This window comes from Dictyobacter kobayashii (assembly GCF_003967555.1).
GTDB classification, from domain to species: Bacteria; Chloroflexota; Ktedonobacteria; order Ktedonobacterales; family Ktedonobacteraceae; genus Dictyobacter; species Dictyobacter kobayashii.
The window spans coordinates 4,551,198-4,576,585 of sequence record NZ_BIFS01000001.1 but is presented as its reverse complement, the minus strand read 5'-3'; the positions used below and the strand labels follow the sequence as shown (position 1 = coordinate 4,576,585).

The following is a 25,388-nucleotide window of genomic DNA, read 5'->3' as shown; positions in this document are numbered from 1 at the left end:
TCTATCAATGGCGTAACGCACCCTGTTCCCTTTCTGTCGTATCATGATCGTTAGATCTTAGGAGAGCGCCGCCCAGCAAAGGTTGCTTGCGGGTACTCTTGGTAATGGATGGACGCCGTAAATAGAGAGGTTCCACCACCAGTGGATCATCTGCCTTGCCGTCCTGTAGACGTTGCAGAGCCAGCTGAGCCAGCACAGAAGCGAACCTCGTAGATTGGATAGCATCTCTCAACACACCCTGCTCCGCCATCCCCTGGCGCAAAGCCTGCCGAGATATAGCCTTAATCTCACCACAAAAAAGCACTGGTGCGGACAGTGCAACCGGCCAGTTGGACAGTTGTGATTGGATCTCTTCCACCAGCTGTTGTGGCGTACCTAAGAAATAAGTGCCGACCTGCTGTAGATGATAGCTTACCTCACCATCTGTCGATTTGAGTTCAGCAGAAAAATAAAGGCCAGCATACAATTCAGAGCGACCGGCTTCTAACACCGCACAGATGGGGCCACGCCAGAGCTGTTGTTGGGCGGCAATCACATCCAATGTACCAACGCCAACTAAAGGCTTTTGTAAGGAAAACGCCAGTGCTTTGGCTGAGGCCAACGCCACACGCACACCATTGAAGGAGCCAGGGCCTAGCGCCACCGCGATCGCATCAAGTTGCTGCAAAGAGATCTGTCGTTGCGCCATAATACGCTGAACACGATCCAGCAAATCTACACTATGGTTATTTTCCGAGAACCAGGTATATTCACTCAACAACTCGTTTTCAGAGCATAAAGCCACGCTCGCATAGCGAGTCGAAGTATCAAGAGCGAGTAATAGCATACATATTCTTCTGAAACTGCCGGAGCAGTTCGCAATAGCGCGGACCTGATGCCACAAACAGCAGACGGCGCTTCGTTTCATCTACAGAGCTCAAGCGAATGTCCAGTCGATCTGCCGGCCACAGCTCATCAGCGTTGCCTGCCCACTCGACCACACACACCCCCGAGCCATAAAAATAATCTTCAAATCCCAGATCAACAATCTCATCGGGATCTTCCAGTCGATAGAGGTCAAAATGATAGAGGGGAAGAGCCTTGCCTTCCTGTGATGCCGACACACCCTGGTACTCTTTTAGCAGCGTAAACGTCGGGCTATTCACCACGGCCGTCACCTGCATGCCCTTTGCCAGGCCTTGAGTAAAAGTTGTCTTGCCCGCCCCGAGCTGTCCATCCAACAAAATCAGATCACCCGCCTGCAACAACGCGCCCAGGGCCATGCCTAAACGCTGAGTCTGAGTTGCCCGTTGACTGACTACCTCTAGAGAACAGATCCCATCCTGGACTAACATACCTGCATCACGCCCCGCATCACGCACTGGAAGCCTCCATACAAATGCTGATAAGCACCGCATTCACGGCACCTGAATATCTACTCTCATCCAGCAAGATCAAATGAAGAAAAAGGGCCAGATTTCCTGACCACAAAGAGAGAATAGTGAATAACATTATAGCATACAAGGAACTTTGATGGGGATAATCCATCCCGCCGTTAGCGGAGTGGATTATCCCCATCAAAGTTCTAGCCCCTGCCCCCTGCTTTTACCTTATGTCTACACGAAACTAGCGCAGTTTCGCGCCACAGTTACGGCAGTAGAGGGCATTAGAGCGCAATGGGTTACCACATTGAGGGCAACGAGCATCAGCTGCTGGATTGGGCGTTGGCTGAGGTTGAGCATAGTTAGCATTATTGTTGTTATTAATGTTATTCATCGATGGATTCGGTGGTGGGGTCGCCATATTGGAAGGCGCTGGTGGCGCATAGTTCATGGTTGGTCCAGGCGCAAACTGATCGACAGGATAGGCCTCATTTTTAGCATCCTGCAACTGCGTCTCACGCGAGCGCAGATCGTGGTCCAACTCAAAGATACTGGCACAGAGACGTGAGAGTTGCGAGTCGGTAAGCGATCCCTGCTGATAGAGATTCATTGCCACCTGGCCAAGCTCTTCCATCAAGTGCTGTCGCTGCTCCAGCAACTTGTCGATTTCACTTTGTTTGTTGCGCACTCGAAGTTGCTTTTGCGCCTCCCAGCTGGTGCGACTGACAGCTGAATTCACAAAATTTTTGGCGGATGACAGAAAATCACTCATTCTTTCTTTGCCTCCATATAACTCTTTTGAGGTATACACTATATGCATCAATAGCATTTTTAGTAGCTTATTCGCTAAACGCGTGCTGGTAAATGCGAATTTCTTCCAGCCGTCCAGTTGTACTGAGCTGGACAGCCACAACATCCACACGCCACGAACGCGCAAGATCAGCATTATTGACAAACAAATAGTATTGACCTACTTGTATGATTTTTTGTTGCTTACGCCGATTAACAGCCTCTTCCGGTAAGCCATGGGTGAGTCCACGGCGCGTTTTAACTTCGATAAAGACGAGATCAGAGCCATGTTCGGCCACCAGATCTATCTCGCCATAGCGGCAACGAAAATTACGTTCTAGAATAGAATAGCCTACCTGTTCCAGGCGCTCAGCGGCCAGACGTTCACCCGTCCGACCCAGCCCCTGACGAGCCGCATTCCCAGAGCTGCCAATACGCTGCTCTTTCACCTCAACCACTCACCCTCTCTGTATCTATGTACGCTTTGTAAGCCACTATGTTGTACAAACATCTAGCAAGCAAACATTCGGTTAGATAGAGCTTGTTTTCTAGCCTGGCAAACTGAATAACTGGAATAGAAACAATGATGATAGGTATTTTCTAGCCGCTATTATCTCAACAACAGGCGGGCCAGATATTTATTTTAACATAAAAAGCTAGCGCGACAAAAAGCACAGGTTTTTATAGCAATCACCGGGAATATGATATCATTGATATGTTTCAATTCATGTTGCGCCATGTTGACAATAAAAAGAGGTAGAGAGGCTATCATGGGGAGCAAATACGCATCTAGAAACAACCCTCTCGACGCTCTATACCTGTTCGTGTTAAAATAGGCCCGACAGCTATTTACAAGAACACAGCAACATGTCAAGAACATAACAACATGTAATATATGCATAGCGCATATTTTATACTAAAGAATCGTCTGATTAGACTAGGGGAGCAACGATATGTCAGGACATTCAAAGTGGGCACAAATTCGCCGCTCAAAAGGCGTCAATGACGCACGCCGAGGCCAATTGTTCACTCGGCTAGGACGCGAGATCGTTGTCGCGGTACGTGAAGGGAACAGTGGTGACCCAAACATGAACTTCCGCTTGCGCATAGCAGTACAGCGAGCACGCGATGCCAACATGCCAATGGACAACATTGACCGCACAATCAAACGCGCCCTGGGTGGTACTGAAGACAACAACCTTGAAGAGATCACCTACGAAGGCTATGGTCCTGGTGGCACAGCAATCCTTGTGCAGACACTGACCGAGAATCGCAACCGTACCGTCGCTGAGGTACGCAACGCCTTTAACCGCAACGCCGGCAACATGGGTGAAAACGGCTGCGTCGACTGGCTCTTTGAAAACAAAGGTGTCATCGAAGTTGAGCTCAATGGGAAAGATGCCGATGAGCTTTCACTGGAAGCGATCGACTTTGGCGCCGACGACGTCGAACCAGCTCAACCTGGTGACGAGGTACTGGTCATCTATACCGATCCCGATCACGAAGTACTGGAAAAAGTGCAGCACGCACTTGAAGAGAACAACTATAAGGTCCTCAAGGCCGAAAGCACACTGGTTCCAAAGACGCGCATCGAGCTAAGCGAAGAAAAAACAGCCCACCAGGCTATTCGCTTAATTGAGAAACTGGAAGATCTAGATGACGTCCAGAACGTCTACACCAACGCAGATTTCCCGGAAGCATTCGCGGCTTCATACAACGCATAATTTTTTACGCGCTAGCCGCTAATGCCAGAAGGGAGTGTGGCTGATGGAAAAAGATCTCATGCCGCCTCCGCCTTCAGATGCGCGTATCGCGCTCGGCATTGATCCAGGCACCGCAATCGTTGGATACTCAGTGGTAATGCTACGGGGTGGTGAGCTGAGCATGCTTGCATGTGATGTAATCACCACCCCGGCCAAGATGCCGCTGGCCCAACGCCTGCAAATTATTTATGAAGGTCTGAGCAAACTGATTGTAACCTACAAACCGCAAGAAGCGGCGATGGAGGAGCTTTTCTTCGCGAAGAACGCACGCACCGCGATGACCGTGGGACAGGCGCGCGGGGTTGCAATGCTTGCTCTCGCCAATGGTGGTCTCTCCGTAGCGGAATACACTCCAAAACAGGTGAAGCAGGCCGTTACCGGATATGGTGGGGCCGATAAGAACCAGGTAGGAGAGATGGTACGTATATTGCTCAAGTTGACCGCGATTCCCAAACCAGATGACGCCGCTGATGCTGCCGCAGTCGCTATTTGTCATCTGAATACAGCTACCTACGCCGCCAATCTTTTACGCTATAATCGTTCATAGCAGCAATACAGCAGAGAAAAATAAAACAGAAGAGGTACAAGCGGGGCGATGATTACCAGTATTCACGGCACCCTTGAAGCAACGGGGGTAGATTACGCACTTATACGCGTGGGCGGATTTGGAATACGTGTTTTCGCGCCGTCTTCCACCCTCCAGCGTCTAAGCGAGCCAGGGATGGAAGTATCTCTGGCCACCCACTTTCATATGCGTGAGGATGGAATCTCGCTGTATGGATTTTGGACCGATGCCGACCGCGATGCTTTTGAGCAATTGATCGGCGTAAATGGAGTCGGTCCGAAAGTCGCGCTGGCAATTCTTTCAATCATGGATGCCCCTGCATTCTACCAGGCCATCGCCGATGAAGATCAGCAACGCCTGGATTGGCGAAAGGGGTGGGAAAGAAGCTGGCAGCCCATTTGATCCTTGAGCTCAAAGGTAAGTTGCCCTCGCTGGCAGGACTGGCCAGCAATGGGGCCGCGCCAGTGGCAGGCAATATCAAAGCTGAGGCGATGGAGGCCTTGATGGGCTTAGGCTTCTCCAATGCCGAAGCCCAGGCAGCGCTGTCAAAGATCCCCAGGATCGCCCTATGTCATTGGAAGAGCAGGTAACATTTGCCCTGCGTTCCTTCTCGCGCTAGCTATCTAGTTACTTAACCCTGTGACTTCAAATGATCCCAGCTGCGCGCCTGTAAAGCTTTTTCCTGTCCATCGGGATAGAGCAAGGTCAGACCCGCCGCCGCAGGCTGGATCTCGCCGATCACGGTGATAGGAGTCCCAGATTGTTCGAGCAGGGTGGCCCACACGGTCTCCAGAGCTTCTGGCGGTACTGTAAAAAGCAACTCATAATCTTCACCGCCATGAAGCGCCCAGTCCAGGGGGTCATGCTGCAAGGCTCGTGCCACATTCAAGCATGCTTCTGTAAGGGGTAAAGCAGCCAGCTCCACCCGTGCTCCGCAGCCACTACGCTCGCACAAATGCTGCAGATCTCCGCTTAAACCGTCACTGATATCCAGCATCGCGCTTACCTGTCCACTGTAAAACTTCCAAGTAACTGACCCTCATGGACACGTGGTAAGGGTGCTGTATGCCTTTCACGGACCGCCTGTACATCGTGTTGCGAAATATTAGTAGTTGGACGCAGGAAAGTTTGCAAGCCCGCTGCAGAGTCTCCTAAAGAGCCCGTGACACATAACAGATCGCCCACCTTTGCTCCACTACGCAGAATAGCATGGCCACGTGCTACAGTACCCAGCAACGTAATATCAATCACCAGTTGTTGGGCGACGCCCGTGCCAGAGATATTGCCACCACAATAGTCGTTGCAAAGCGCTGCGCCTCAGCCCGCAAGCCAGCGTAAATCCCATCCAAGACATCAACCGACAAGTGTGGAGGAAGCAGCAGCGAAACCAGGGCATAGCGAGGCCTCCCCCCATAGCGGCAATATCGCTCAAATTGATAGCCAGAGCCTTATGCCCAATATCCTCGGGGGATGAGCTTTGCAGGCTAAAATGGACCCCTCAACCTGGGTATCGCAAGTCGCCAGCAAAAGTTCATTACCGCCCAGATCCAGCAGGGCGCAATCATCCAGGCTGGATCTCGCCGATCACGGTGATAGGAGTCCCAGATTGTTCGAGCAGGGTGGCCCACACGGTCTCCAGAGCTTCTGGCGGTACTGTAAAAAGCAACTCATAATCTTCACCGCCATGAAGCGCCCAGTCCAGGGGTCATGCTGCAAGGCTCGTGCCACATTCAAGCATGCTTCTGTAAGGGGTAAAGCAGCCAGCTCCACCCGTGCTCCGCAGCCACTACGCTCGCACAAATGCTGCAGATCTCCGCTTAAACCGTCACTGATATCCAGCATCGCGCTTACCTGTCCCACTGTAAAACTTCCAAGTAACTGACCCTCATGGACACGTGGTAAGGGTGCTGTATGCCTTTCACGGACCGCCTGTACATCGTGTTGCGAAATATTAGTAGTTGGACGCAGGAAAGTTTGCAAGCCCGCTGCAGAGTCTCCTAAAGAGCCCGTGACACATAACAGATCGCCCACCTTTGCTCCACTACGCAGAATAGCATGGCCACGTGCTACAGTACCCAGCAACGTAATATCAATCACCAGTTGTTGGGCGACGCCCGTGCCAGAGATATTGCCACCCACAATAGTCGTTGCAAAGCGCTGCGCCTCAGCCCGCAAGCCAGCGTAAATCCCATCCAAGACATCAACCGACAAGTGTGGAGGAAGCAGCAGCGAAACCAGGCATAGCGAGGCTCCCCCCCATAGCGGCAATATCGCTCAAATTGATAGCCAGAGCCTTATGCCCAATATCCTCGGGGATGAGCTTTGCAGGCTAAAATGGACCCCCTCAACCTGGGTATCGCAAGTCGCCAGCAAAAGTTCATTACCGCCCAGATCCAGCAGGGCGCAATCATCCCAATCCCAACTTCGCTGGCACCAGGGATAGTCAGGCCAGCGGTTAAGCGCGCAATTAATTCAAACTCGCCCAGGGCAGAAATGTCCATACACAGTCCTCTACTTGGTACAATTTGATGTTTTACATATGAATACGTTCTATATCACACCAAGGATATTTATTCACAAGTTCTGGCTGTCAGTATAATCGATCTAAAAAGCATAGGCAATAATCCTATTGCGCAGTGTGAATGCCTATGCTATTCTAGTCTGCGTTCTAACGCTTATGCAAAAAGTTGAGGCATTACTTTGCAGCACAGTACGGAGTTATTGGTTGTTACACTGGCTCATGTCCTTCCAGGAAAAGACACCGAGGCGCGAGCACGCATACGCTCTATCGCAGAGACGTTGCGTAGCGCTCCCGGACTCATCTCTACCCGGCTTTATCGTGGCCGCCATAATGGCATTGTCTATCTTCTCCTGACCACCTGGGAAGATGAACAGAGCTGGCTAAAAGCTCAGGAACGCCATATGCCCAAACAGCTACTTTTAGCAGCCACAGACATTCTGGCCTCAGATCCAGAACAATGGCTGCTCTACTACCTGTGGGGTTATAGCCGTCCCACGGCATCAGCACAGCTTTCCTCCGCGCACATAATGACTCTGGCACCACAGAAGATCGGGCTGATCCAAAAGCAATGGCTGATGGCTTTACACCAGCCGGAACTACAAACAAGCCTCACCTTTGCGTTCTTTGCACGTGGCATCAACGATACGCCCACAGCGAACCGAATGGCTACAGTTGTGCATACGGGCAGCTATCGAGAAATCTTTGCCCAGCAAAGCTCGCTACTCTTTGGCTTTTTTAGCTGGGCCAATGAAATGGAACGCGAAGACTTCTATGCCCAGCCAATTTATCAGCAAGTAAAAAAGTTTGTTGAGCGCGAAGGGCCCAGCAACATACTCTCGCTTGAAATGCTATGACAAACACGTTCGGGCAACAAAAAAGGTACCCGAGAGAAAGGTCAAGTTGCCACTTCTTCTCTGGATACCTTTACATCAGCAGGCGCGTAACTCAGTCGGCAGAGGACTCTGCCACCGGGCGATCATAATATTTCTTTAACTCGGCTTTCAACAATTCTCGATCTGACCACATCGTACTGGTAAATGTATGATATTCACCATCGCACACAGGGGCTGCCTGAGCACAGGTACGATGGGGGTGCAGGCGAAACAGAATAGAGCTACCGCGCACCTCAATCCACATATGGCGGCGCGTTGATTGCGTGCCCCAACGGAAGAGCACCAGCGAGTCATACTCCTCAAAGCGTCCACGACCTTTAAGAAGATTTTTATTAATGCTCTGCAGCATTTCGGCTAAACCACTCTCGCGCAATATATGTTTCGCATTCTCACGCAGCGCCAGGCGGCGCGCTTCACGCTCTTGTTCGTATAAATCATCATCTCGCTCAGGCGAGAGATCAGGATAATCCTGGCTAGTAGACATGATAACCTTCCAGCAAACATCGATAAAAAACAGATAATGCACTCAGCATAGCACAAAGAGGCAAGGGGTCACCGCACCACAACCACAGCAGACTGAAAAGGTAGCCTGCAACCTCTACTTAAACCTGGCCAGCACATCCTCTTCAGCAAAGTGAAAAAGGTCGCGCCCAACATTTCCGACCAGATTAAACGTAGCTGGTGTATGCGATACCTGAGAGGGAACACCCATTGAGGAGAAACACGAGAGACATTATTAGAGGATTGCTTCGCCAGGCGTTTCGCCTCAGCGGTCAGGGTGCTCACCTCATTCATGGAATGCGAGCATTTTAACTGATCACTCACCACACCAATTGAGAGCGAAACAAGTGGAAACTGGTAAGGCCGGCCTTTACGATCAACGCCATTAATCGATCCGCGCTCAATATCTTCGGGTCGATAAAAAGCCATGCTTTCCTGTTTATAGCGAGCCAGGATATGGCGGCACAACAATTTTTCGCGATCAGGGGTGGTAACAATGACAAAATCATCGCCCCCCACATGCCCCACAAAATCATCCGCATTGCCATACTCATACACAACACGTTGGCAGACATGGCCCACCAACAAGATCATATCATTGCCCGCCACAAAGCCATAAGCGTCATTAAAAGCCTTAAAATTATCGAGATCAAGGTAGAGGACACTCCATGGATCTGAGCCACGTAGCTTATAATCAATTGCTCGTTCGAGCTGTAGACCACCGGGAAGGCGTGTGAGAGGTGAAAGAGTGCTTTGCTGCATGCGTCGCAGCTGCCTACGAATATGAGCCAGGAGTTCATCAGAACAGCATGGCTTTGTAATATAGCTATCAACACCTAGCTCGTAGGCACGGACCTTATCAACCAGCGATGTATATGCACTCATCATAATTATGGGAATATGCATACATTTGGGATGGTCTCGTAATTGTTGAATGACTTTATAACCATCGACACCTGGAACTTCAACATCCAGAATAGCCAGGCTTGGTATCTCACGCATGGCAAACTGTACAGCATCTTCGCCGTTTAAAACCTTAACAGCTTGATATCCTTCGTCCCCAAAATGATCCCTGACTAATTGTGTGATGACACCTTCATCTTCGACGACTAGAATGCTGGACATATATGCTCCTACCTCTACATTTCACTATATACACCGTGTATACCTTAGAAGACTCACATCTCTCTTGTATACGGATAAATAGCTTGAAGCGTATAAAGTTTTCAGTGAGTCAAAGTTACTATTGTTGTGCGGTTTGCTATAGGTACACCACCGTAGCACAGCAAACACCTTATGTTAAATACATCGTATCAGTATCATTGATACAGCAGAAATACATAAATTGTTCTTGAGCCATCAGTGTATAAGTAACATTAAATACGCAATTTGCGTATCAAATGACAAAATCACCTCCTGATGAGAGCCCACCAAATGGGAGAGAGAGGGCATTGAGCCAAACGGGAAGCCGGTGTAGCACAACACCTGGTATGTGCAAATATAGGACCAGGTCGTCCTCTAGTGTACATATCATACCTACAGTAACAAAAGTAAGTATACATATGTCATAGTTAGTATAACATCCTTCGGGCTACATGCAAAGGTTTTGTCTAACAAATCGTAGCAGTTCGTCACAAATTGCTAAAATGTCACAACACCGTGACTTTTAGGGGCATCCATACCATCCGTACTACCAGCTAACACAATACATGTGAGCACTTACATTAATAAAGACGATCAACTGGTAGTGATCATGAGATAATTCGTCGCTAAATATTTTGGGAGTTTCATTCTTATGGTTGGGGAAAGCGTGTCCGCTCTTGCGGACGTGCGCAGTCGCGCCCGAACTGGTTTCATCGTGAGTTGCCGCCAATGTGCGGTGCACATTGGCGGCAACTCACGATGAAAAGAGGATTTAGGTGCAGATGTGCCTGCTTGCACTGGCCAGCGATACGATGGACTTTCTTTCAGGCGTGGGTGTGTTTGGTGGGTGGCCGCAGCCTTCTCCCTCCTTCAAACATGGAGATCAGGAGCCAGCGATACGATGGACTTTCTTTCAGGTGTGGAGTGTGCTGATGGGCGGCCGCAGCCGCCCATCAGCACACTCCACACACCCAACGCGGCGCCGCAGGCGCCAAAGAGGAAAATGAAAAAGCTATGGGCAAACAAACGAGAATATTGACGCTTGAGTCTGACTGAGATAATATTTAAACACAAGGCATATTTTTAACCGCAATTGTCAACGCCGTGCGTTCACTCACGGCTAGCCTGTGCACCTTCGTTCATCTGATAGAATGGCAGTAACATAACAGAAGCAGAAGGATAAGCGATGACCTTATCAGTACAAGCTGAGCGACCCATTACATTCCATAGCAAAGGCCAACCAGCCTTTCTTCTTGAAGGAGTCGTGCATACTCCCTCAAAGGCGGAGCAAGCGCCTGTCATTATTCTCTGTCACCCTCAGCCAGCCAGCAGCGATATGAATGATGCGCTGAATGTTGCGCTGGCACAGCATCTGGCGGAAGAAGGAATGGTAGTGCTCCGCTTTAATTTTCGCGGTGTAGGTCGTAGTCAAGGCCAGCAGACAGATGGACGACTTGAACCACTTGATTTAGCGGGTGCCATTGATACAGCGCTAACCTTTCCAGGCATCAATCCTGCCAAGCTCTGTGTGATCGGGCACGGCTTTGGCGCATATACAACCTTGCTGTATGCGCCTTTCGACATGCGTATCCGCACCGTGGTAGCAATTAGCCTACCGTTGTTCCGCGCCAATAGTGGTTTCCCACGCCAATTCGAGCGACCAAAATTGTTTGTGACAGGTGAGTTTGATGAGATATGTCCTCTCTTTAAACTAGAACCTTTTGTCGAACAACAAGCCGGTCCAAAGGGCATTAAAGTAATCGTAGGGGCCAGGCATCTAATGCGAGGATATGAAGAACCAGCTATTCAAGCTATCTCAAAGTATATTAAAACATGGGCAAGTATGCCCGGGGTCTAAACAAGATTCTCATACAGGAGTTGGAAGAAGAGGAATATTATAATGAATCAAGGAAACCCCATTATCGTCCAGAGTGATCGTAGCATCTTGTTAGAAGTGGATCATCCTTTACATGAAGAGGCACGCGACGCACTGGCACAATTTGCTGAACTTGAAAAATCGCCAGAACATATTCATACCTATCGCTTAACCCCTCTATCACTCTGGAACGCGGCCGCCGGCGGCATGGATGCGCCCACAATTGTAGATCTATTAACAAGCTATAGCAAATATCCCCTACCCTCCAATATCACTACTGAAATACAGACGTATATTCATCGCTATGGACGGGTCAAACTCCTGCGCGAAGGTGATGAGCTATTATTATATTCGGACGATCATGCATTGATGGCGGAGATCATTAATCACAAAAAGATGCTGCCATATATCCAGGAGCAGATTAACCGCAATACTATTAAGATTGATCCTTCCAGGCGTGGTCATGTCAAGCAGGCGCTGATCCATATTGGTTTCCCGGCAGAAGACCTGGCTGGCTACACCGAGGGCTCTCCCCTACCGTTACAACTGCGTGAGCTTACCCTGCAAGGCAAGCAGTTCGAACCGCGCCAGTATCAGCAAGCAGCGGTATCAGCGTTTCACGCTGGCGGAGCACCCAGCGGAGGAAGCGGGGTCGTCGTCTTGCCATGTGGCGCAGGCAAGACCATTGTCGGTATTACAGCGATTGCCACCTTGCAGCGCGCCACCTTGATTCTCACCCCGAACACCGTCGCGGTACGCCAATGGATACATGAAATCCTGGACAAGACCGATATTCCACCCGAAATGATCGGAGAATACACGGGAGAACGCAAAGAGATCGCACCCATCACGGTTAGTACCTATCAGATTTTGACCTACCGGCGCGCGGAGGCTGGCAATACCAGCGACGTTGGTCCAGCCACCTACCCACACTTCTCGCTCTTCACTAATTATGACTGGGGGCTCATCATCTATGATGAAGTACACCTGCTACCCGCTCCAGTCTTCCGCTTTACAGCAGAGATCCAGGCCCGTCGCCGGCTTGGGTTAACGGCCACCCTGGTACGGGAAGATGGCTGTGAAGCTGATGTCTTCAGCTTGATTGGTCCCAAGAAATTTGATGTCCCATGGAGAGAGCTAGAGCATCAGGGCTGGATCGCAACGGCAGAATGCCATGAAATCCGCGTAGGCTTCCCAAATGAGGATGATCAGCTCAATTATGCAATGGCAGAGACACGCGAAAAATATCGCATCGCCGCCGAAAATCCGGCCAAACTGGAGATAGCACGTCACCTGATAGCCCGGCATGCCGATGACCAGATTCTAATCATTGGACAATATCTTGATCAACTCAAATTATTAGCTGAAGAGCTAGCTGCGCCAATGCTAACGGGGCGTACAGCCACGGCCCAGCGCGAAAAGCTCTATGAGCAATTTCGCCGTGGAGAGATCAAGCGGCTGGTCGTCAGTAAAGTTGCTAACTTTGCCATTGACCTGCCAGATGCAAATGTAGCGATTCAGGTTTCCGGCACATTTGGGTCACGCCAGGAAGAAGCCCAGCGCCTGGGACGTATTCTGCGCCCAAAGGGTGATGGTGGCAGCGCCTATTTTTATTCGGTCGTAACCCGCGATACCAGGGATCAAGAATTTTCCGCTAATCGCCAGTTATTTTTAACTGAACAGGGCTATCGCTACCTCATCGAAGATGCAGAAACCCTCCTGGCAGCCCAACAATAATACAAATATCATCGCCATTTCACAGGTAGGTACAATAGCCGCGCTTTTCTTGACATACGCCTGCATAGAGTGATACTTTGAGAAGCAAAAGAGTAATTTATTTACTGACTACAAGAGGATGGCATGGCAGATAACTATAATGAGGTAACACCTGATACTTTTGCTGAAAAGGTACTGCAAGCTTCCCAACTGGTGGTCGTCAATTTCTCGGCACAACAGAGCAATGCCTGCAAAATACAAGAGCCAGAAATCGAAGCGATCAGCAAAGAATATCAAGGTCGCGCCACCTTTACCAAATTAGATGTCACAGGACAAGAGGATCTGACCAACCAATGGAAGGTCGAAGGTATACCTACTTTGATTTTCTTTAAAAGTGGGCATGAAATTCATCGCATTACAGGTATTGTAATGCGCGATAAACTGCGCCGTCAGCTTGAAGGCGTCTTGCTTGCTGAATAAGCAAGCCTATTTTTTTTCACTATCATTAACCATTAGGAGCTGTATTTTGTCACACATATATCCTATCCGACTCCGCTCGTCATTGCATGAAACAATCTGGGGCGGCCGGCGCTTAGAACGAGATAACTGGAAAACGTTGCCATTAGATGATAGTCTCATTGGAGAGTCATGGGAGACCGAAGTCAGTAATGTTGTTCTGAATGGAGCATACGAAGGGAAAAACCTCGCAGAAGTGGTCGCGGAAGCAGGGACCTCATTCTTAGGAGAACAGGCCGTCGCTATTTTCGGCCAGCGTTTTCCACTCCTCGCCAAATTCATTGATGCCAACGCCCAACTGTCTGTACAAGTCCATCCCGATGATCGCTATGCCGCTGAATTTGAAGGTGGCAAATTAGGCAAAACCGAGTTCTGGTATATTTTGAGTGCAGAGCCGGGTGCCACCATCGTCCATGGCTTTAAAGCTCCAACCGACCCCAACGCGGTCAGAAAAGCGATCGAAGAGGTTCAACTCGAAGATTTAATGCATGCAGAACCGGTAGAAGCCGGGGATATAGTACTGGTGCCAGCAGGGACCGTACACGCCATTGGTAGCGGCATCATGCTCTACGAGTTGCAAGAATATTCCGATGTCACCTATCGCATGTATGACTATGGCCGCCTCACCGCTGCGGGTACCCCACGTGAGCTGCATATCGAGCGCTCCCTGGATGTATCCCATTACACATCCTCACAACAGATCAAGACACGCCCCGTATCCCTGGCAACGACACCAGATTATGAAGAGCGCTGCCTGGTAGCCTGCCCCTATTTCCTGACACGTGAACTTCGTCTTAAAGGTGGAGTCAAAGAGGGAAAAACAGAGGGGAGTTGTATTATTCTCACATCACTGGGCGCGGAAATAAGCATCGCTTATGGAGAACAGCTAGCTCACAGCGAAACGCTTAGCCGGGGTCAAACATTAGTATTACCCGCATCATTGGGGAGTATCGTATTGAAGGAGAGGGTTCACTGCTCTTCTCATATGTACCCTCAACCAATGATCCAGCCTGGCAAGCCTGGAAGGCCGAGAATCCCAAGAGTGCTCTTTAGAGCACTCTTCCCTTAAAATCATGGCTCACGGCGGCGCTTCTGCCTCTCTTCATCCAGGTCTGTGATCGTCCCCTCCACAATGCGCTCTTCCTGCTCGCCCCTATTGCCCATAAAAGGTGAATACGCTTGACGCAAGAAATCATTCTGCTGCTGCTGCATGCGCTTCATATCTGAGACGACCTGTGAAATGCCCGTGCTGACCTTGAGCACAATTAAAACGCCATACAATACAGCCCATACGATCAAACCAACGATTAATGTGAACACGCCACTGACGATACCATTAAAAATGCCACCAACGACCCCATTACTATAGGTTTCATAGATAACCATTAGAATGATGGGGACCCAGAAGAAATGCACCAGTACCTGCACGAGCCAGTAAAAAAACCACCAGATGGCTTTAACTGGATCAGAAGGCATGTTCCAGGGCGGGATTAACGCACGGAAACGCTTGATTCTGTTCACATCAGACCCTCTTTAGTCTATATAGATCTATACATATATATTGTAGCAGTCAGGCGCGCTGGTTACCAGTGGCATAGAATAACATTTTGACCTTACTACATCACAAATGAAAAGAGGAAGCGATCCAACTGGATTGCTTCCTCTTCTAAAAAAGCGCAGGCTCAATAGCAGAGCCGCACATCACAGTTTTTTGGGTAAGTGAACGGGAATGTAATCCAGACCACTCTTCGACTGCAACATTTTCCTGGGTGTATCATACCGTTGAAACGTGTCAAACTGAAGTGGGAAGGCACCTAAAAGATTATACGAGAGGATTGTCGGCAAGGTTGCAAAGGCGGTTACTTGCATTCTCGTCGGTGGCTGCGCAGGATTGCCCAGAGGCACGATCACCTGATCACCCGCACGCATAGCACTGAAAGAGCAGGTACGGCTGGCCGGGGCCGCATTTGAGCCCTGAACAAGGTTCTCAAATGTATAATTATAGCTGGTTCGGTAACCAGCTGGAGCCGAACGCAACAGTTGCCAGCGCGAAGCCAGTATATTGCGCTGCCCATTATTAAATGTCCGGATATCCATAAAATTCAACTCTTGCGTGAAATTCGCATTCCCCTGCAGAGCTGACGAACCGGGTTGCAACACATACAAGTTAAAAGGTGGCCCTCCTGGATGCGGCGAGGTAGCAACTTGAGTGGCATGCGCATACCCCCTGATGAGATCCAGGCGATGACTGTGAGGAGCCGTCAGCAGGATAGCCGCCCCATTTTGAGCACCAGGTACCACCAGGCAGCTATCATCAACCACGCTAGTAGGAGTCTTCATCTGTCCGGCCAGGTAGAGGAAAGCTACCTGGGTTCCCAGATCCGCGCTGACATAGACATGATTGAGGTGTCGCTGCTGAGCCAACTGGTCCGCATCTCGCATTGAGGCCTGTAGCGAGGCAAGATCACTATAATACTGCCCCGACCAGGTGGTATCTACATAACGACCATGAGAAGCGTCATATACATAGCCAAACGCGAACAGGAATTGGGCGCCCACCAGCAATACACAGACCACCAGCCAGCCGAGACGTACAAGCTGCAGGCTAACCGAGCGCAGACGCAACCAGTTAAAAATCTGTGCCAGGAAAAAACCAACCAGAATAAAGGGCCCCGGCATAAACATAATAAAGTAATGCAGGTGCAACACAATATCATGGCGCGTCAGATAGAGCAATGGCACAATCTGCCAGATCAAAAGGATCAAGAGGCCACAGCGAAAAGGTGACTGGCGCAAGTCAGACCACCAACGGCCGATTCCGGCGAGGAAAGAGGGCCGGGTCACAACCACTGCTTCAGAACGGCGCGGTTTGAGGGCCAGAACCAGGGCCAGGACGGCGCCGCCAATTACCAGCAATACCACAAGTGGCTGCAACCATGAAAACGCACTCATATAAGGATAGACGAGGGATAGCTTATTGGTGATAGGATCAGGCAAGGGGCCTAAAAATTGTAGATAGAACAGCAAAGCCTGCGCATCAATCAGTGTCTTTCCTTTAGCGGTATGGAGAAGTGTATAGATATCTTGAAAGTGCGTCTGAAAGAGCCAGACGATATAGGGTGCATAGATAAAGAGTAGACCAGCAATACTTAAAACGATATCATACCAGCGTAGTGTACGCCGTGGAGCCAGGACTAGAGCCACCAGGAGAGGAGCCACCAGTACAATACTTGAAGCATGGAACTGGACCAGCAAGCCAATCAGAACTACTGATGGGAAGAGCCAGAAAGCCCGGCGGGCAACGGCACCGCGAAATAAGAACCAGATCAAGAGTGGAACTAAAAATAAAAGCATATTCTGGTTCCACATAAAACGAGAGTAGAAAACTGGCACTGAGGCCGTCGCATAGAGAAGGGCTGCCAGTGTAGCAGCCAGGCGGCCATAATAACGGCGCGTAAAGAAATAGGTCAAGAGCACAGCCGCGATAGCCAGCAGGGCGGTCAAAACCGCTCCCCAGACTGGATTGGCACTGATCGAGGCGGCACCATCAACGCATAATAATGGCAAAAAAAAAAAAAAAAAAAAAAAAAAAAAAAAAAAAAAAAAAAAAAAAAAAAAAAAAAAAAAAAAAAAAAAAAAAACAACATTAGATAATGGCGGGAGGATTAAAAATTTTAATTGAGGCCACATTAACTGGTTGCGGAAGCAGGCTCCCAACCAGCACGTCGATCACCGCCTTGGCCGCCAGAATCTCGGCATCGCTAACCTGCTCAACGATGCCATCACTCTCCTCAATTACGCGGCGTGCACGGGTATAGCTGACAGGATTGCCAATCTTGATAGCGGTCGCTACGGTATCGGCCTGAACAGTTTCGCGCTTAGCAAAGCCTTGCGTAAAACTCTTATAGAAAGGATTCGCGCCAGCCGCCTGGATAGAGGCGATACGAGGATATGGCTGATCAAAGACAGGTTATAAGCCTGGCGGAAAGCCTTACCAATGGCCGAGGTATTACCGAGATTTCCTGCCGGTAAAACCAGCCAGTCAGGGGCCTGCCAATCCAATTGCTGGAGCAGTTCAAAGCCGATCGCCTTCTGACCCTCAACCCGAAAGATTCAGGGAATTCAACAGGTAGATGCCAGTTCGTTACAAACCTGCTCAACCAGGCGCATCGCATCATCGAAATCGCCCTCGATCTGCACGGTTCTGGCACCATAGGCCAATGATTGAGCCAGCTTACCACCCGCCACATGTCCGGCAGGTAGAAAGACAATACCCTCTAAACCAGCCTGTGCCGCATATGAGGCCAGTGAGGCTGAGGTATTACCTGTTGAGGCACAGGCAACGGCCTTAGCACCTAACAAATTAGCCATCGTAACCCCAACGGTCATGCCACGATCCTTAAAGCTGCCGGTGGGATTTTCTCCCTCGTGCTTTAAGAAGAAGCGCTCCAGGCCGGCATAGGCACCGATCTGACGATGACCAATACGGCCCACCCCGCAGTTCTCAATGCCAACAGGATATAAACTGGTATTCCCTTCAGGACGAGTAACAACAAAGCGCTCAGGGGCTGGCAAAATCAGTTCGCGATAGCGCCAGACGCCACTGCCATCGAGCAGCATCTTATCAGAACTAATCGACCAGATAGGCGGGTTAGCGGCACGCTCATCAAATATCTGGCGCCAGGGAGAGCCAGCAGAAGGGGTGCCACCATCCAGTTCTGAGTCAAAGCCATAAAGCATCGAATCCACTTCTGAGTTCGATGCTGCTGCTTGCTGTGGTAACTTAAACTCGGTCTCAACATCCAGCACCCCCCCACAATCACAGCGATAGCGTGGCGGCTGACCCATTTCAAGAGCAGGGTAAAGAGCAGAACATTCGACGCACCGCAGTGAGGTTGAAGACAAAGCTTCAACCGCATCCGGAGCAAGGGTAGAGAGCGAACGATGTTGATTACCGTCCGCTTCCCGGTCTGGCTGGAGACCAGTAGAATTGATCGCCATAACGCGCACTGACTTCCTTTCGTATGCGACTACGAGGTGTACTAATAACCCGCGCCCCATTCTGATCCGCACGTAAAATCATGCCTTTTCCTTCCACGCCAGCAGCGCGAGCAGTATTTTGCATAGCACGTAAGATGTCGTGGAACTGGGAACTGGCAAGTGCGATAAGGGATGAACCACCTCCAGAAAGGCAAGCGCCATGTGCTCCCGCTGTCACAGCAGCATTGATGATATCGGGCATAGCAGGGAAGAGTGCCTGACGATAGGCTGATGGAGTCGATCTTGCATAGCTTCGCCGATCAACTCGTAACGACCCGTTTGTAACGCGGTTAACAGCAGAGCGACACGTCCAGTATTGAATGTCACATCTGCCTTTGGATAATTGGCAGGCAACAACTTGCGGCCCGCGACCGTATCCATGGGGAATGAAGGAGTAAAGATGACCGCCCTCAGAGAATTTGGGAATTTGGTCTTAATGGCATGGATTTTTCCATCGACGTGTGTGGTGGCGACCAGTCCACCAAGCAGAGCTGGAGCGACGTTGTCAGGATGATTGCCAGCTTCTGCCTCTACTGCCATTTCTAGTAATTCTTCCTTCGGGACAGCCAGGCCAAGTGCACGCACCCATTCGTTGGCCGCCATAAGGCCGCCTACAACCGCGGTAGCACTGCTTCCAAGGCCACATCCATGAGGAATATTGATTGTCATACGAATACGAACAGAAGGGATGGGCACCTGCAGCCGTTTTAATAGCAGCATAAAAGACTGGAAGAACATGTTGTCCGGTCCAGTCGAGAGGCCTTCTCCAAGCGCGCCTATCACTTCAATTTTTGGATGATCGGGATCACTTCCCCACTCTTCAACCTCGAAACGGTTATAAAGCTGTAATGCTAAGCCCAAACTGTCAAAGCCTGGTCCTAAGTTAGCGGATGTTGCTGGGGTTAAGACTGTAACCATAACAGGTAATACCAGTGCCATCGCCGGCTACCTGCCTTTCTGATGATGAATGCATGGTTCATCCTTTCTTTAATTCACCTATTCTATCATGTTCTGCAATGTTCAGGCTAACCTGAAGACAAAAGTAATCTGGTTTTTCTGTGCTTAGATAAATAGATAGGTTTCTTTATTATACATGTTTCTATATTTTGTTTTTTTGTGCCGCCTGACGGCGGCAGGGTGGGGAGAGAGAAGGGCAGGGGACACCCCTGTTACCCCGCCAGGGGGCCTCGCCGGCCCCCTGGACCCCCGCTTTTTCCTTCTTTCCCCTTGAGCATTGCCACCTGACGGCGGCTGCGTGGGGAGAGAGATAGCAGGGGACGCCCCTGTTACCCCGCCAGGGGCCTCGCCGGCCCCCTGGACCCTCCGCTCTTTCCTACTCCCCCTGAGCATTGGTGGGGGAGAAGGGATGGGCAGGGGATACCCCTATTACCTCGCCAGGGGCCTTGCTGGCCCCTTGACCCCTGCTCCTTCAATTCTGCCGCCTGACGGGGAAACAGGGGTGCCTCCCTTCTTGCCCGCTTTGTCTTGTTACCTTTCCTTTGTTGAGGGACTTTATGGGTCCCTGGGTGAGATGGGTGGTTAGACAGCGGCGGGCGTCTCTTGTCCGCTTTCGATGATATAGACAAGGTCGGCGTCGTTGATGTTTTTTTTCTGGTCGGCCAGGGCAACAAAACGTCCGTAGGCGGATTGGAGTTGCTCGGCGTTGAGCTTGTGGCCTAGCTTGCGCAGCCGTGCGTCAAGTCCATGACGGCCTGAATGTTTGCCCAGGACAAGGTTGGTGTCGTTCCAGCCCACCGATTGGGGCGTCATGATTTCATAGGTTGTGCGGTTCTTGAGCATACCATCCTGGTGAATACCCGCTTCGTGGGCAAAGGCATTCATGCCTACAATGGCTTTGTTGGGCTGCACAAGTATACCGGTCAGCTTGCTTACAAGCTGGCTGGTGGCCAGGAGCTCTTGCGCATTGATATGGGTATCAACTCCACCAAAGGTGTCAGGGCGCGTGCGCAAAGCCATCACAACCTCTTCTAAAGCGGTGTTGCCAGCACGTTCTCCCAGTCCGTTGACGGTGACTTCGACCTGGCGAGCCCCTCCTTTAATGGCAGCCAATGTATTGGCGGTTGCCATACCCAGATCATCATGGCAATGAGCACTTAATGTCACCTGCTCCATTCCAGGTACACGTTCACGCAACATACGGAAAAGTGCTTCATACTCGTGCGGGAAGGTGTAGCCAACGGTATCAGGGACATTAACCGTGGTGGCGCCAGCTTGGATGGCCGCTTCAAAAACCTGGCACAGATAATCCCGGTCACTGCGTGTCGCATCCTCGGCCGAAAATTCTATGGTCGGACACAGGTTGCGTGCATAGGCGACCATGGTTCGCACACGTGCCAGAGCCTCTTCACGGCTAATACAAAGTTTATGTTGAAGATGGATGTCGGAGGTGGCAAGAAACACATGGATAACAGGTAATTCAGCATCGCACACTGCTTCCCAGGCGGCATCAATATCACCCTTAAAGGCGCGCGCAAGGCCAGCTATAGCCACACCACGCACCGAACGAGCGATCTCTTTGACGGCAGCAAGATCTCCAGGAGAAGCTGCTGGAAAGCCTGCTTCAATAATATCAACATTCAAACGGCCAAGCTGTTGGGCGACTTGAAGTTTTTCAGCAGTGGTCAAAGTTGCGCCAGGAGACTGTTCGCCATCACGCAGAGTTGTATCAAAAATTTTAACTACCGCAGGATCTCCCATGGTTTGTTCCCTCCTTATGACATGCTATAAAAAGCATTTGGAAACGCCGCTTGGACGCGGCTAGCTCCGCTGCCACTGACTCAGCCATTCGAATTGATTAGTATCAAGCAAACAGTTTCGCCTGTCAGGCAGCTTCGCTCATCCAAATGAACGGCATGACCATATCCTAGATGAGGCCAAATGGCCTCATCCGTTATTTTGTTGTCTCAGCTTTTTCTGATTTTTTCGTGTTCAGCCAGGGCATCATAGCGCGCAGCTCATGACCAACCTGCTCGATCTGGTGGGCGGCATGGGCACGGCGCATCGCCTGGAAGCCAGGACGGCCAGCCTGATTTTCCAGGATAAAGTTTTTCGCAAAGGTGCCATTCTGAATTTCTTTCAGAATCTGGCGCATCTCGGCGCGCGTTTCGTCGGTGACGATACGTGGGCCGGTGACATAGTCACCATATTCAGCGGTATTACTGATGGAGTAGCGCATATAGCTGATGCCCCCCTGATACATCAGGTCTACAATCAGCTTCATTTCGTGCAGACACTCAAAGTAGGCCACTTCGGGCTGATAGCCTGCATTGACCAGGGTTTCAAAGCCAGCCTGGATCAGGGCGGATACGCCACCACAGAGTACGGCCTGCTCACCAAACAGGTCTGTCTCGGTCTCTTCAGCAAAGGTGGTGCGCAACACGCCGGCGCGGGTTGAACCGATACCGCGAGCATAGGAGAGGGTTAAGGCTTCAGCCTGTCCGGTTGCATCCTGGAAGACCGCCCAGAGCGAAGGGACACCTGCACCCTCTTCGAAGACGCGACGTACCATATGGCCCGGGCTCTTAGGAGCAACCATGGCGACATCGATATCAGCTGGTGGCACAATCTGTGAGAAATGGAGGCTAAAACCATGGGCCACCATCAACATCTTGCCAGGTGCCAGGCCGGGACGAATATCGCGCTCAAAGACCTCGCGATGCGTCTCATCTGGAATCAAGATCATGATGACATCGGCCTGCTGCGCAGCATCAGCCGGCGTCAGGACACGCAAGCCATTCGCTTCGGCCTTCGCACGGCTCTTGCTTCCGGTTGGGAGACCAACCACCACATCACAACCATTATCTTTCAGATTGAGGGCATGCGCATGGCCCTGGCTACCATAGCCAATGATAGCGATACGCTTCTGTTGAATAAGTTCTAAGTTCGCATCTGCGTCATAATAAATATTAGGCATGAGTGTTCAACTCCTTAAAAAATGTAAGTTACAGGGTCTCACAAGAGAGACCCATTACTACTTTGTAGTAGCAGCACGTGTAATTGCGACGCAACCTGAGCGGGCAACATCACGGATGCCATAAGTTTGGAAGGCAGCCAGTGCCTGCGCAATCTTTTCCGCATCGCCAGCCACTTCAAAGGTGACCGCCTCGGGATTCACATCGATGACAGTGGCACCAAATTGCTGCACAGCCGCAACAATGATATTACTATCTGAATTCGTCGTGCCAACCTGAATCAACGCCAGCTCGCGGTTAATGGCTTGCTCAGAAGTCACATTAGCCACCTCCAGCACATCAATCACCTTGCGGATCTGGGCCACCAGGTGATCCACGACAACCTCAGCATCTTTCACCTGGGCGGTAATCCGGAAGACATCACTCTGGGTACTGGGCGCAAGCGCCAAAGATTGCAACATCGAGCGCCGGCGGCGGAGCACGCCAACCACACGGTCAACGGCTCCCGGACGATCCTGTACCACAATAATTAATGTATGTGTTTGCTCGGTCCCCTGCGGCGCATTTGTATGATGCGCGCGGGTCGTAGTAGTTGCGCTATTACTCATGTTTAGGATTCTCCTGCCCCGTTTCCTCGATCATCTCAGTGATTGCCTTACCAGGAGCGACCATAGGATAGACATTCGCCTCTGGCTCAATGATAAATTCGACCACCACGCTCCCCTCAGTCTCCATCGCTTCCCGAATAGCGGGCTCGATATCTTCACGACGCTTGACCCGAATGCCCTTCAAACCATAGGCATCAGCCAGCTTCACATGGTCTGGTCCAGTCATTGGCGTCTCAGAATAGTTGCGAGAGTGGAAGAACTGCTGCCACTGGCGCACCATGCCCAGGTAGCCATTATTCATAATCGCCACCTTAACCGCGATCCCCTCTTGCTGCAAAGTAGCCAGCTCCTGGATATTCATCTGGATACCACCATCACCGGCCACCGCCCATACAGGAGCATCAGGCACGCCCATCTTGACGCCCATAGCTGCCGGCAAGGCAAATCCCATCGTACCCAATCCGCCAGAAGTAATATGGCTGTTCTGGCGCGTCCACTGGTAGAAACGCGCGGTCCACATCTGGTGCTGACCGACATCAGAGATTACAATAGCCTCGCCATCAGTCACCTTATGAATAGTGCTCAAAATGCTAATAGGATCGGGTAAAGTATCATCACGCTGAATCTGTTTACCACGCTCATCGTTGGCCGTTTCCCAGGAGCGAATCTCTTGCAGCCAGGAACTATGATCGCCAGGAGCGATCGCTTCGGTCAGGGCCGCCAGGGCCGCACGGGCATCCGCCACAATCGGCACGGTTGCTACTTTTACTTTATGCATCTCTGAGGCATCGACATCAATGTGGATCAGCTGAGCGTGGGGAGCGAACTTCGAAACATCGCCGGTTACGCGATCATCAAAGCGCAGGCCAACGCCGATAATCAAGTCAGAAGCGCCAATCGCATGATTGGTATGGGCGGGACCATGCATGCCAGGCATACCAATATGCAATGGGTGGGTATCCGAAAAAGCACTCAAACCCAGCAAGGTAGTAATAACTGGTACAGAGGCCTTTTCAGCAAAAGCTTTAAATTCTGTATATGCGTTTGACAGGATGACACCATGTCCCGCCATGATCACTGGACGCTTTGATTGAGCGATCAGTTCAGCGGCCCGTGACAGGAGATACTCAGATGGAACCTCTGCCTGGGCAGAGATGGCATCCAGATATTCATCTGAAGTCAGATGCTCAGAAGAGCGATAGGCGGATCTGGCAAATTGTACATCCTTCGGTACATCGACCAGGACAGGACCGGGACGACCACTGCGGGCCACACGGAAGGCCTCATGCAAGACAGGAGCCAATTCCTCAACATTACGGACCAGGAAATTATGCTTGGTGATTGGCTGTGTAACTCCCAGTATATCTGTTTCCTGGAAAGCATCGCGGCCAATAAAGTTGCGCGCTACCTGGCCAGTAATGGCGATGAGCGGAATAGAATCCATAAAAGCGGTCGCCAGGCCGGTCACCAGATTTGTCGCTCCGGGGCCACTGGTGGCAACGCAGACGCCAACCTTACCTGTGGCTCGTGAATAGCCATCGGCAGCATGCGCTGCGGCCTGCTCATGCCTGACAAGCACGTGGTGCAGAGCAGGATAAGATGTAATTGCATCATAGAACGGCATGATTGCCCCACCCGGGTAACCATACATTAAATCGACACCTTCGCGGATCAAAACCTCACAAATAATCTCACTTCCGGTTAACTCGCGAACCTCATCTTCATGTTGACTGGTCTGATAAGCCGTGCCCGTCTTCTGAATATCCTTTGCAGCGATTGCCATAATTCCTCCTGAAAAATTTTGATTATAAAAAAAAGAACCTCCCATGCTGGGAGGTCCTTTGTCAGGATACCTTCTTTGGATTGGGTGGCTTCGTTGCTCCCGTTCTAATCTCCCTGTGCACATCTTGTGGCTTTTCCAATGCTTCGCCCTACCAGACCCTCGAGCCTCACGAGTCCGGTAAGGCCGGTAAGGAGGAGGTTAATAAGGAGAAGGCTAATAAGGACCACAAGCCCCACCACAAGGGAAACGGGAACTAGTAAGTGAACAAGCACAAACAAAGAAACCGACGTAATCACGTCGGTTTTCAGGCTGTTGATCATTGCGTTTGCGCTTGTAGCGGCGCCACACGCACCCATACTTTGTGCAGGCATAGAAAAGGGC

The 25,388-nt window shown here is 50.7% G+C and carries 31 protein-coding genes; 10 read left to right on the top strand and 21 right to left on the bottom strand.

The annotated features are described in order from the left end of the window. Positions 1-4 precede the first annotated feature (4 nt). From tsaB to EL645_RS20005, 4 genes are all read right to left on the bottom strand, one after another. Positions 5-826, bottom strand: a complete 822-nt coding sequence (tsaB, locus tag EL645_RS20020) for a tRNA (adenosine(37)-N6)-threonylcarbamoyltransferase complex dimerization subunit type 1 TsaB (protein ID WP_161977520.1) — start codon at positions 824-826, stop codon at positions 5-7. Beyond that, on the bottom strand, positions 807-1,361 hold the full coding sequence (tsaE, locus tag EL645_RS20015; RefSeq protein ID WP_218031934.1) for a tRNA (adenosine(37)-N6)-threonylcarbamoyltransferase complex ATPase subunit type 1 TsaE: 555 nt from the start codon (positions 1,359-1,361) through the stop codon (positions 807-809). The genes tsaB and tsaE overlap by 20 nt, the downstream gene beginning before the upstream one ends. A 244-nt stretch (positions 1,362-1,605) precedes the next feature. Further along, positions 1,606-2,133, bottom strand: a complete 528-nt coding sequence (locus tag EL645_RS20010) for a zinc ribbon domain-containing protein (RefSeq protein ID WP_161977519.1) — start codon at positions 2,131-2,133, stop codon at positions 1,606-1,608. A gap of 67 nt (positions 2,134-2,200) precedes the next feature. After that, positions 2,201-2,608 carry a YraN family protein gene (locus EL645_RS20005; RefSeq protein WP_246035414.1) on the bottom strand — a complete coding sequence of 136 codons (408 nt, stop codon included), beginning with the start codon at positions 2,606-2,608 and terminating at the stop codon, positions 2,201-2,203. 495 nt (positions 2,609-3,103) lie between these two features. On the opposite strand from EL645_RS20005, the gene EL645_RS20000 reads away from it, so the two are divergent. From EL645_RS20000 to EL645_RS19985, 4 genes are read left to right on the top strand one after another with little or no spacing between them, the layout of a single operon-like run. Continuing rightward, on the top strand, positions 3,104-3,874 hold the full coding sequence (locus tag EL645_RS20000) for a YebC/PmpR family DNA-binding transcriptional regulator (protein WP_126552141.1): 771 nt from the start codon (positions 3,104-3,106) through the stop codon (positions 3,872-3,874). Between the two features lie 43 nt (positions 3,875-3,917). Next, complete coding sequence (gene ruvC, locus EL645_RS19995; RefSeq protein WP_126552140.1) at positions 3,918-4,460, top strand: crossover junction endodeoxyribonuclease RuvC; 543 nt, start codon at positions 3,918-3,920, stop codon at positions 4,458-4,460. Between the two features lie 48 nt (positions 4,461-4,508). After that, positions 4,509-4,880, top strand: coding sequence for a Holliday junction branch migration protein RuvA (gene ruvA / locus EL645_RS19990; protein ID WP_126552139.1), 372 nt, complete (start codon positions 4,509-4,511; stop codon positions 4,878-4,880). Then, positions 4,853-5,068 (top strand): Holliday junction ATP-dependent DNA helicase RuvA, encoded by a 216-nt coding sequence (locus EL645_RS19985; RefSeq protein WP_126552138.1) that lies wholly within the window; start codon positions 4,853-4,855, stop codon positions 5,066-5,068. The genes ruvA and EL645_RS19985 overlap by 28 nt, the downstream gene beginning before the upstream one ends. A gap of 41 nt (positions 5,069-5,109) precedes the next feature. On the opposite strand, the gene EL645_RS19980 is transcribed toward EL645_RS19985, so the two are convergent. The 6 genes from EL645_RS19980 to EL645_RS19965 all read right to left on the bottom strand — a co-directional run bounded on the left by EL645_RS19980 (position 5,110) and on the right by EL645_RS19965 (position 6,979). Beyond that, positions 5,110-5,475, bottom strand: a complete 366-nt coding sequence (locus EL645_RS19980; RefSeq protein ID WP_126552137.1) for a thiamine-phosphate kinase — start codon at positions 5,473-5,475, stop codon at positions 5,110-5,112. Between the two features lie 5 nt (positions 5,476-5,480). Beyond that, complete coding sequence (locus EL645_RS19975) at positions 5,481-5,729, bottom strand: AIR synthase family protein (protein ID WP_126552136.1); 249 nt, start codon at positions 5,727-5,729, stop codon at positions 5,481-5,483. After that, positions 5,722-5,937 (bottom strand): hypothetical protein, encoded by a 216-nt coding sequence (locus tag EL645_RS45575; protein ID WP_443090042.1) that lies wholly within the window; start codon positions 5,935-5,937, stop codon positions 5,722-5,724. The genes EL645_RS19975 and EL645_RS45575 overlap by 8 nt, the downstream gene beginning before the upstream one ends. A 125-nt stretch (positions 5,938-6,062) precedes the next feature. After that, the gene (locus EL645_RS19970; RefSeq protein ID WP_371865746.1) at positions 6,063-6,716 is read right to left on the bottom strand and encodes a thiamine-phosphate kinase; all 654 of its coding nucleotides are present in this window, start codon (positions 6,714-6,716) and stop codon (positions 6,063-6,065) included. After that, positions 6,679-6,768, bottom strand: coding sequence for a hypothetical protein (locus EL645_RS45570; protein WP_371865745.1), 90 nt, complete (start codon positions 6,766-6,768; stop codon positions 6,679-6,681). Before EL645_RS45570 ends, EL645_RS19970 begins: the two co-directional genes overlap by 38 nt. A gap of 4 nt (positions 6,769-6,772) precedes the next feature. Beyond that, a complete protein-coding gene (locus EL645_RS19965) occupies positions 6,773-6,979 on the bottom strand; it encodes a hypothetical protein (protein WP_126552134.1) in 207 nt (68 codons plus the stop codon). A 199-nt stretch (positions 6,980-7,178) separates the two neighbouring features. Here EL645_RS19965 and EL645_RS19960 point away from each other — a divergent pair, with 199 nt between their 5' ends. Then, positions 7,179-7,853 carry an antibiotic biosynthesis monooxygenase family protein gene (locus EL645_RS19960; RefSeq protein ID WP_161977517.1) on the top strand — a complete coding sequence of 225 codons (675 nt, stop codon included), beginning with the start codon at positions 7,179-7,181 and terminating at the stop codon, positions 7,851-7,853. Positions 7,854-7,944: 91 nt separating this feature from the next. Here EL645_RS19960 and EL645_RS19955 read toward each other — a convergent pair whose 3' ends face one another. Together EL645_RS19955 and EL645_RS19950 are read right to left on the bottom strand one after the other, a co-directional pair. After that, positions 7,945-8,376 carry a hypothetical protein gene (locus EL645_RS19955; protein WP_126552132.1) on the bottom strand — a complete coding sequence of 144 codons (432 nt, stop codon included), beginning with the start codon at positions 8,374-8,376 and terminating at the stop codon, positions 7,945-7,947. Positions 8,377-8,444: 68 nt separating this feature from the next. Then, positions 8,445-9,518, bottom strand: a complete 1,074-nt coding sequence (locus EL645_RS19950; protein ID WP_126552131.1) for a GGDEF domain-containing response regulator — start codon at positions 9,516-9,518, stop codon at positions 8,445-8,447. Between the two features lie 1,204 nt (positions 9,519-10,722). On the opposite strand from EL645_RS19950, the gene EL645_RS19945 reads away from it, so the two are divergent. The 4 genes from EL645_RS19945 (at position 10,723) to EL645_RS19930 (ending at position 14,713) form a co-directional block, all read left to right on the top strand. Further along, on the top strand, positions 10,723-11,394 hold the full coding sequence (locus EL645_RS19945; protein ID WP_126552130.1) for an alpha/beta hydrolase: 672 nt from the start codon (positions 10,723-10,725) through the stop codon (positions 11,392-11,394). 42 nt (positions 11,395-11,436) lie between these two features. Then, positions 11,437-13,149 (top strand): DNA repair helicase XPB, encoded by a 1,713-nt coding sequence (locus EL645_RS19940; protein WP_126552129.1) that lies wholly within the window; start codon positions 11,437-11,439, stop codon positions 13,147-13,149. 123 nt (positions 13,150-13,272) lie between these two features. Next, positions 13,273-13,608 (top strand): thioredoxin family protein, encoded by a 336-nt coding sequence (locus EL645_RS19935; protein ID WP_126552128.1) that lies wholly within the window; start codon positions 13,273-13,275, stop codon positions 13,606-13,608. 46 nt (positions 13,609-13,654) lie between these two features. Next, positions 13,655-14,713, top strand: coding sequence for a type I phosphomannose isomerase catalytic subunit (locus EL645_RS19930; RefSeq protein WP_161977516.1), 1,059 nt, complete (start codon positions 13,655-13,657; stop codon positions 14,711-14,713). 2 nt (positions 14,714-14,715) lie between these two features. Here EL645_RS19930 and EL645_RS19925 read toward each other — a convergent pair whose 3' ends face one another. Together EL645_RS19925 and EL645_RS19920 are read right to left on the bottom strand one after the other, a co-directional pair. After that, the gene (locus EL645_RS19925) at positions 14,716-15,165 is read right to left on the bottom strand and encodes a hypothetical protein (RefSeq protein WP_126552126.1); all 450 of its coding nucleotides are present in this window, start codon (positions 15,163-15,165) and stop codon (positions 14,716-14,718) included. A 180-nt stretch (positions 15,166-15,345) separates the two neighbouring features. Next, positions 15,346-17,334 carry a glycosyltransferase family 39 protein gene (locus EL645_RS19920; protein WP_126552125.1) on the bottom strand — a complete coding sequence of 663 codons (1,989 nt, stop codon included), beginning with the start codon at positions 17,332-17,334 and terminating at the stop codon, positions 15,346-15,348. A 7-nt stretch (positions 17,335-17,341) separates the two neighbouring features. On the opposite strand from EL645_RS19920, the gene EL645_RS41185 reads away from it, so the two are divergent. Continuing rightward, entirely contained in the window at positions 17,342-17,620 is a 279-nt protein-coding gene (locus tag EL645_RS41185) for a hypothetical protein (RefSeq protein ID WP_218031933.1), read from the top strand. Positions 17,621-17,766: 146 nt separating this feature from the next. On the opposite strand, the gene EL645_RS41180 is transcribed toward EL645_RS41185, so the two are convergent. The 7 genes from EL645_RS41180 to ilvB form a co-directional block, all read right to left on the bottom strand. After that, positions 17,767-18,645, bottom strand: a complete 879-nt coding sequence (locus EL645_RS41180; RefSeq protein ID WP_218031932.1) for a pyridoxal-phosphate dependent enzyme — start codon at positions 18,643-18,645, stop codon at positions 17,767-17,769. Continuing rightward, on the bottom strand, positions 18,596-18,886 hold the full coding sequence (locus tag EL645_RS19910) for a homoserine kinase (protein ID WP_126552124.1): 291 nt from the start codon (positions 18,884-18,886) through the stop codon (positions 18,596-18,598). The genes EL645_RS41180 and EL645_RS19910 overlap by 50 nt, the downstream gene beginning before the upstream one ends. Continuing rightward, positions 18,859-19,623, bottom strand: coding sequence for a homoserine kinase (gene thrB / locus EL645_RS19905; protein ID WP_126552123.1), 765 nt, complete (start codon positions 19,621-19,623; stop codon positions 18,859-18,861). The genes EL645_RS19910 and thrB overlap by 28 nt, the downstream gene beginning before the upstream one ends. Positions 19,624-20,223: 600 nt before the next feature. Next, positions 20,224-21,402, bottom strand: coding sequence for a 2-isopropylmalate synthase (locus EL645_RS19900; protein ID WP_126552122.1), 1,179 nt, complete (start codon positions 21,400-21,402; stop codon positions 20,224-20,226). Positions 21,403-21,595: 193 nt separating this feature from the next. Further along, positions 21,596-22,618, bottom strand: a complete 1,023-nt coding sequence (ilvC, locus tag EL645_RS19895) for a ketol-acid reductoisomerase (protein ID WP_126552121.1) — start codon at positions 22,616-22,618, stop codon at positions 21,596-21,598. A 57-nt stretch (positions 22,619-22,675) separates the two neighbouring features. Next, on the bottom strand, positions 22,676-23,224 hold the full coding sequence (ilvN, locus tag EL645_RS19890; RefSeq protein ID WP_126552120.1) for an acetolactate synthase small subunit: 549 nt from the start codon (positions 23,222-23,224) through the stop codon (positions 22,676-22,678). Next, a complete protein-coding gene (gene ilvB, locus EL645_RS19885; protein ID WP_126552119.1) occupies positions 23,217-25,007 on the bottom strand; it encodes a biosynthetic-type acetolactate synthase large subunit in 1,791 nt (596 codons plus the stop codon). The genes ilvN and ilvB overlap by 8 nt, the downstream gene beginning before the upstream one ends. Positions 25,008-25,388 lie beyond the last annotated feature (381 nt).